Genomic DNA, 7,088 nt, shown 5'->3' with positions numbered 1-7,088 from the left:
CTGGATATCGTCTTGTGGAGTGCCCACACAGATTGTCTGATAAATTGTTAAAGAGCAGTGAGTTAGCCGCCGTAGCTTGCTATCTCGAGGTGGCGTATAATACGCTTTCCTCTTTCAGAGTCAACCCTAATTTTCAGGATTTTTTCTCTTCGAACCCCGGAGACTCTGTGAAGTTGTTCACATGTTCCGTGTCGATGGAGGCGCATTATAGGGAGTTCCTCGCAGGCCGCAACAGGTATTTTCGACAAAAACGATCGTTTGCTGCATTCCACAGCAAAACCCGTCCTTATACCCTGTTGTGCACAACTTTATCCACAGAACCCATTTGCGCGGAAAATTTACGAGCACCGCGCAAACGTTTTCGCTACAATTCCTCGCGACGAAACGCTCCCTCTTTTATAAGGTCGTTACCTGAATCTGTGCCCGATTGCCCCTCTATAGAGAGAAAATCCTTTCCTTATAGAGAGAAGCAGGTGGAAATTCACGTAACGCTCTTTATTGCGACTCCAAAGCCAAGGGATAAAACCATGCAACAACCTCGTCCAATCCGCCGGGCTCTGCTCAGCGTCTCCGACAAAGCCGGTATCGTTGAATTCGCCGAAGCGCTTTCCCAGCGTGGCGTCGAACTACTCTCCACCGGCGGCACCGCCCGCTTGCTGGCAGATGCCGGCCTGCCTGTTACCGAAGTTTCCGACTACACCGGTTTCCCGGAAATGATGGACGGACGAGTTAAGACCCTGCATCCCAAAGTACACGGTGGCATTCTGGGCCGTCGCGGTCAGGACGATGCGATCATGGGCCAGCACGACATCAAGCCGATCGACATGGTGGTCGTTAACCTTTATCCGTTCGCCCAGACAGTCGCGCGCCCGGATTGCTCGCTGGAAGACGCCGTCGAGAATATCGATATCGGCGGCCCGACCATGGTGCGCTCCGCAGCCAAGAACCATAAAGACGTCGCCATCGTGGTGAAGAGCAGCGACTACGCCGCCATCATTACCGAGATGGATAACAATGATGGCTCGCTGCAATACGCCACCCGTTTCGATCTGGCGATTAAAGCCTTCGAGCACACCGCCGCCTACGACAGCATGATCGCCAACTACTTCGGCGCACTGGTTCCGGCCTATCACGGTGATACTGAACAACCTGCCGGCCGTTTCCCACGCACCCTGAACCTTAACTACATCAAGAAGCAGGATATGCGCTACGGCGAAAACAGCCACCAGCAAGCTGCCTTCTATATAGAAGAGAACGTTCAGGAAGCTTCTGTCGCTACCGCAGACCAGTTGCAGGGCAAGGCACTGTCCTATAACAACATCGCCGATACCGACGCCGCGCTGGAATGCGTGAAAGAGTTCGGCGAGCCGGCCTGCGTGATCGTCAAGCACGCCAACCCATGCGGTGTGGCGATCGGCGACGATATTTTGGCGGCCTACGAGCGCGCCTACCAAACCGACCCGACCTCGGCGTTTGGCGGTATCATCGCCTTCAACCGTGAGCTGGATGCCGCGACCGCGCAAGCCATCATTAGCCGCCAGTTCGTGGAAGTGATCATTGCGCCGAGCATCAGCCAGGAAGCCCGTACTCTGTTGGCCGCCAAGCAAAACGTACGCGTGCTGGCCTGCGGCCAGTGGCAGCAGCGCGTTGCCGCTCTGGACTTCAAACGCGTCAACGGCGGCCTGTTGGTGCAGGATCGCGATCTGGGTATGGTTACCGAGGGCGATCTGCGCGTGGTATCCGAACGTCAGCCAAGCGCTCAGGAACTGCGTGATGCGTTGTTCTGCTGGAAAGTAGCCAAGTTCGTGAAATCCAACGCCATCGTTTATGCGCGCGATAACATGACCATCGGTATAGGCGCCGGCCAGATGAGCCGCGTTTACTCCGCCAAAATCGCCGGAATCAAAGCGGCTGACGAAGGGCTTGAAGTGAAAGGTTCCGCCATGGCATCCGACGCCTTCTTCCCGTTCCGTGACGGCATCGATGCCGCCGCGGCGGTTGGCATCACCTGCGTGATCCAGCCTGGCGGTTCAATCCGCGACGACGAAGTGATTGCCGCCGCCAACGAGCACGGCATTGCGATGATCTTCACCGACATGCGCCACTTCCGCCATTAATCCCTTTTGCCGCGTGCGCTACGGCGCACGCTCTGCATGGAGTACCTGATGAACATTTTAATTATCGGCAACGGCGGGCGTGAACATGCGCTGGCATGGAAGGTCGCTCAGTCACCGCTGGCGGACAACGTTTACGTTGCACCGGGCAACGCCGGTACTGCGCTGGAACCAAACCTGGCAAACGTAGCGATCTCCGCCACCGATATTCCGGCGCTGGTTGCCTTTGCGCAGAGCCATGACATCGGTCTGACCATCGTTGGGCCGGAAGCGCCGCTGGTGATTGGCGTGGTTGACGCCTTCCAGGCCGCCGGCCTGAAAATCTTTGGCCCGTCCCAGGCAGCCGCACAGTTGGAAGGCTCTAAAGCCTTTACCAAAGACTTCCTGGCGCGCCATAACATTCCGAGCGCCGAGTACCAGAACTTTACCGACGTTGAACCGGCGCTGGCCTATGTACGCAGCAAAGGCGCGCCCATCGTCATTAAGGCTGATGGCCTTGCCGCCGGTAAAGGCGTCATCGTCGCCATGACGCTGCAGGAAGCGGAAGACGCAGTACAGGACATGCTGGCCGGCAACGCTTTTGGCGACGCGGGCCACCGTATCGTGGTGGAAGAGTTCCTTGACGGTGAAGAAGCCAGTTTTATCGTGATGGTCGACGGCGAGAACGTGGTGCCGATGGCCACCAGCCAGGATCACAAACGCGTTGGCGATGGCGATACCGGCCCTAACACCGGCGGTATGGGCGCCTATTCCCCTGCCCCAGTGGTCACTGATGAAATCCACCAGCGCGCAATGGATCAGGTCATTTGGCCAACGGTACGTGGTATGGCCGCGGAAGGTAATACCTACGTCGGTTTCCTGTACGCCGGGCTGATGATTTCTGCAGACGGCCAGCCGAAGGTGATTGAGTTCAACTGCCGCTTCGGCGATCCGGAAACGCAGCCCATCATGCTACGTCTGCGTTCCGATCTGGTTGAACTGTGTCTGGCCGGGGCGGAAGGCAAGCTGGGCGAGAAAACCTCGGAGTGGGACGATCGCCCTGCTTTGGGCGTGGTACTGGCGGCCGGTGGATACCCGGGCGACTACAGCAACGGTGACGTGATTCAGGGCTTGCCGCAGCAGGAAAGTGTCGACGGCAAAGTGTTCCATGCCGGTACGCGCATGCAAGGCGAGGATGTTGTCACTAACGGTGGGCGCGTACTGTGCGTGACGGCGCTGGGTGCAACGGTGGCGGAAGCGCAGCAACGCGCATACCAGTTGGCGAAAGGCATTCAGTGGCAGGGCAGTTTCTGTCGCAACGATATAGGCTATCGCGCGATTGCCCGCGGCAAATGATCTGAACGTCGCACCACAATCCAACGGGGCTCTGCATACAGAGCCCTTTTTTATAGCGTATCTTCTTTCGGTTCCCAGCGGCAAAAATCGTCGTTCGCCACCAGCAACAGTTCGCGTCCTTCAGGTGCATCCAACCAGGCTATATTCACCGGTTGGCCGCTGTTGCGGGCACGCCGCGCGATCCAGGCTTCCGCATTATTATCCAGCCCCGGTTTGATTGATTGCCCATCACAGGTTTGCACCACGCCCTGCTGCCAACGCCCTTGTATCAGCTTCACCTTACCGACGCGCAACGCCTCGCTCAGTTCAAGAACCCGCCGCGCCTGATATTGATACAAGGCGATCTCATCGCCGGTCAACTGCTCACGCCGCGTAGCCAGTTGGCGTTGCATAAAGCTCACCGTGCCGTCATCGGCAAAGCGTAATTGAATGGAGTCTTGGTCGCGATCGGCGTCAGTGCGCTTAATCTGGCGCAGTTCGCCGTTCTGGTATTCGTACAGGGTGGTGATCGTGCCTGGCCCGCGATAAGGGCTGTAGACACTCATCAGCACCTGTGGGCGTTGCTGGTCGTCGTCTTTACGCCACAGACGCATAACGCCCTGGTCAGCCACATAGCCGCTGGCGGTAAAAGTGGGGGGATCGGAATGACTGCTGCAGGCGCTTAGGCCACCGGCAATGCCAATGGCCAGCAGCGCCTGTCGGACAAACAAAAGGGGCGCCATCGCCCCTCTGTTTAATCTTTTCACCAACACGCAGTATTACTTAACTGCGTCTTTCAGTGCTTTACCAGAAACGAACGCAGGCACGTTGGCAGCTGCGATTTTGATTTCTTTACCAGTCTGTGGGTTGCGGCCAGTGCGCTCGCTACGATGGTTTACCTTGAAAGTACCGAAACCAACCAATTGTACCGCATCACCTTCTTTCAGAGACTCAGTAATAGCAGCCAGGGTGGATTCCAGAGCCAGTTTAGCTTGTGCTTTGGAAAGGTCAGCCTTGTCCGCGATTACATCAATCAGTTGAGTCTTGTTCATAAGTTATCCTTACAGTGTGTTTATCGTTTGCAAAGCATCGAGTGCGACGGATATGCCGATTGACAGCACCCTCCTGCATACACGCACCGATAGCCACTTTTTTTACGCCCCCCAAATGTAGACCAGACAGGGTGCGGATGTGAAGCCTTAAGGCATGACAAATCAGGCGTTAAATCACGTTTTCTTGCCTTATTGCGTTAAATTTATCCCGATGTTACTTACTGCGGCCTCGCGAAGGTCCGAACGCAACCCTTTGATCAGCTCTAAATCACGCTCTTCGCAGTCAGCCAACAGGCGGAAAATTTCCCATTGAATGTCCCATTCTTCCTCTACCGCAGGCAGAACCTTCAACTCATCGTCGGTCATTTCTTTACCGGCCTGAGTCATTTCCAACATCGCCACGGTGCGAATTGAGGTTTCGCTGATGGCAATGGCGTGCTCCAGCGTCTCCCCGCTGAGCCGCGAATGGATCAGTTCCCCTAATGCGATACAGGCGTCAATCGCCGGGTAAACGCCGTAAAGATCGTAATCTTCTGCCGAGGGGATCGCCTCTTCCAACTTCTCCAGTTGGCTGTCAAAGTTGACCTTGGCATCCTTCACCACCAGGGTTTCCCACACCAAATCCAGAATGCGACGGTAAATGGCCGGATCGCCGAACTCGGTCTGCAGGCAGAACATCTGGTAATTCGGATACATACGCTCGCACAAACTGGCCATAAAGGTCAAATGTTGCCAGCTTTCAAGCTTTTCCAGACGTAAATGAATCGGGTTACGTAGCATTATTCACTCTCTTACGCGTTATCTGCGCCGCAGTGTACCCGAAATCGGTCATTGCGGCACCTCTGGATGCTGTTGCAGCCAGCGCTGGAAGGCCGGCCGGCGCGAGGCGATGGCATCGGCCCAACGAGTGGGTTCCGGTAAACGGTAACCCGCCATGCAGCGCTGTACCCAAGCCAGTGCGCTGTCGGTGCTGACGCGGTGGCCGGTGGCGATAAACAACGGGTTGCAACGTACCTTGCTCCGCCACACCCAGCCAAGCTGTTCGCCTTTATCCTCCAGCGGCGCCAGCGCACCGGCGGCAACATCAAGCGGGGCGAATTTACCGCACAGGCGCTTCTTTGCCACGCCGATGGTCGGCACGTTGACCAACAACCCAAAGTGGCTGGCAACGCCCAGGCGGCGCGGATGCGAGATACCATGGCCGTCGACCAAAACCAGCTCTGGCTTCTGTTGCAATTGCTCCCACGCGGCAAGCAACGCGGGGTATTCGCGGAATGAAAGAAAACCGGGAATATAAGGCATGGTGGTAGCCACGCGGGCAATCTGGTATTCAACCAGCTCCAGCGACGGATACCGCAGGATGGCGATGGCGGCTCGCGTCACCGCACCTTCCTGCTCAAAACCCACGTCAGCGCCGGCGATAAAAGCCGGCGTATCGACCAGAAAGTCATCGTGGCGGATGACTTCAGACGCGAGCCGCAACTGCTCTGCGCGCAGGGTTTGGGTATCGATCACATCCTTTCCTTAACGATGGTATTTCGCCGATTGCGCGTGAACGGCTTCCACAAACACGCCGGCATTTTCCGGCGGTACGTCCAGATGAATACCATGGCCCAGGTTGAACACGTGGCCCTCGCCGTGGCCGAAACCGGCGAGAATGGTTTCCACTTCCTGACCGATGCGTTCAGGCGACGCATACAGCATGGACGGATCCATATTCCCCTGCAGCGCCACCTTGTCGCCTACGCGACGGCGCGCATCCGCGATATCGGTAGTCCAGTCCAGACCCAGCGCGTCACAACCGGTCGCCGCCATCGCCTCCAGCCACTGGCCGCCGCCTTTGGTGAATAACGTGACCGGCACGCGGCGGCCGTCATTTTCACGCAGCAGCCCGTCGACAATCTTGTGCATGTAGTGCAGCGAGAATTCACGATAGTCGCGGCCGGTCAGCACGCCGCCCCAGGTATCGAACACCATCACCGACTGCGCACCGGCTTTAATCTGGGCGTTCAGATACAAAATGACGCTGTCCGCCAGCTTATCCAGCAGCAAATGCAGCGTGGCCGGTTCGGCGTACATCATTTTTTTCAACTTGGTGAAGGCTTTGCTGCTGCCGCCTTCCACCATATAGGTCGCCAGCGTCCACGGGCTGCCGGAGAAGCCAATCAGCGGCACTTCGCCTTTCAGTTCGCGACGGATGGTGCGTACTGCGTTCATCACATAGCCCAGTTCCACTTCCGGATCGAACACCGGCAGTTTGTCCACGTCGGCACGGCTGGTGATGGGTGAAGAGAAGCGTGGGCCTTCACCGGCTTCGAAATACAGGCCCAGCCCCATAGCATCGGGAATGGTGAGGATATCGGAGAACAGGATGGCGGCATCCAGCGCATAGCGGCGCAGCGGTTGCAGCGTAACCTCACAGGCCAACTCCGCGTTCTTGCACAGCGACATGAAATCGCCGGCTTGAGCGCGGGTAGCTTTGTACTCCGGCAAATAACGACCGGCCTGACGCATCATCCATACGGGGGTCACATCCACCGGCATACGTTGCAACGCGCGCAGGTAACGATCGTTCTTCAACTCATTCATCATAGGGCTCCCTTATTCA

The 7,088-nt window shown here is 57.0% G+C and carries 7 protein-coding genes; 2 read left to right on the top strand and 5 right to left on the bottom strand.

The window, feature by feature from the left end:
• The first annotated feature begins 527 nt into the window (after nucleotides 1–527).
• Together purH and purD are read left to right on the top strand one after the other, a co-directional pair.
• The gene (purH, locus tag ACUTSW_RS24955) at nucleotides 528–2,117 is read left to right on the top strand and encodes a bifunctional phosphoribosylaminoimidazolecarboxamide formyltransferase/IMP cyclohydrolase (protein ID WP_004953982.1); all 1,590 of its coding nucleotides are present in this window, start codon (nucleotides 528–530) and stop codon (nucleotides 2,115–2,117) included.
• A 48-nt stretch (nucleotides 2,118–2,165) separates the two neighbouring features.
• Nucleotides 2,166–3,449 carry a phosphoribosylamine--glycine ligase gene (gene purD, locus ACUTSW_RS24950; RefSeq protein WP_006323160.1) on the top strand — a complete coding sequence of 428 codons (1,284 nt, stop codon included), beginning with the start codon at nucleotides 2,166–2,168 and terminating at the stop codon, nucleotides 3,447–3,449.
• 50 nt (nucleotides 3,450–3,499) lie between these two features.
• On the opposite strand, the gene ACUTSW_RS24945 is transcribed toward purD, so the two are convergent.
• The 5 genes from ACUTSW_RS24945 to hemE all read right to left on the bottom strand — a co-directional run bounded on the left by ACUTSW_RS24945 (nucleotide 3,500) and on the right by hemE (nucleotide 7,069).
• A complete protein-coding gene (locus ACUTSW_RS24945) occupies nucleotides 3,500–4,171 on the bottom strand; it encodes a DUF1481 domain-containing protein (RefSeq protein WP_445585589.1) in 672 nt (223 codons plus the stop codon).
• Nucleotides 4,172–4,207: 36 nt separating this feature from the next.
• Complete coding sequence (hupA, locus tag ACUTSW_RS24940) at nucleotides 4,208–4,480, bottom strand: nucleoid-associated protein HU-alpha (RefSeq protein WP_004929874.1); 273 nt, start codon at nucleotides 4,478–4,480, stop codon at nucleotides 4,208–4,210.
• Between the two features lie 189 nt (nucleotides 4,481–4,669).
• A complete protein-coding gene (locus ACUTSW_RS24935; RefSeq protein ID WP_004953973.1) occupies nucleotides 4,670–5,260 on the bottom strand; it encodes a YjaG family protein in 591 nt (196 codons plus the stop codon).
• Nucleotides 5,261–5,308: 48 nt separating this feature from the next.
• On the bottom strand, nucleotides 5,309–5,992 hold the full coding sequence (gene nfi, locus ACUTSW_RS24930) for a deoxyribonuclease V (RefSeq protein WP_445585590.1): 684 nt from the start codon (nucleotides 5,990–5,992) through the stop codon (nucleotides 5,309–5,311).
• A 12-nt stretch (nucleotides 5,993–6,004) separates the two neighbouring features.
• Nucleotides 6,005–7,069 carry a uroporphyrinogen decarboxylase gene (gene hemE, locus ACUTSW_RS24925; RefSeq protein ID WP_006323156.1) on the bottom strand — a complete coding sequence of 355 codons (1,065 nt, stop codon included), beginning with the start codon at nucleotides 7,067–7,069 and terminating at the stop codon, nucleotides 6,005–6,007.
• Nucleotides 7,070–7,088 lie beyond the last annotated feature (19 nt).

It is taken from the genome of Serratia sp. TSA_198.1 (genome assembly GCF_052686505.1).
Note: the sequence above shows the minus strand (reverse complement) of the source record. Positions and strands in the feature narration are given on the sequence as shown.

Excerpts from the sequence above, each read along its gene's own strand:
- purH (WP_004953982.1), top strand. The coding sequence starts at position 528 with ATGCAACAACCTCGTCCAATCCGCCGGGCTCTGCTCAGCGTCTCCGAC.
- purD (WP_006323160.1), top strand. The coding sequence starts at position 2,166 with ATGAACATTTTAATTATCGGCAACGGCGGGCGTGAACATGCGCTGGCA.
- ACUTSW_RS24945 (WP_445585589.1), bottom strand. The coding sequence starts at position 4,171 with ATGGCGCCCCTTTTGTTTGTCCGACAGGCGCTGCTGGCCATTGGCATT.
- hupA (WP_004929874.1), bottom strand. The coding sequence starts at position 4,480 with ATGAACAAGACTCAACTGATTGATGTAATCGCGGACAAGGCTGACCTT.
- ACUTSW_RS24935 (WP_004953973.1), bottom strand. The coding sequence starts at position 5,260 with ATGCTACGTAACCCGATTCATTTACGTCTGGAAAAGCTTGAAAGCTGG.
- hemE (WP_006323156.1), bottom strand. The coding sequence starts at position 7,069 with ATGAATGAGTTGAAGAACGATCGTTACCTGCGCGCGTTGCAACGTATG.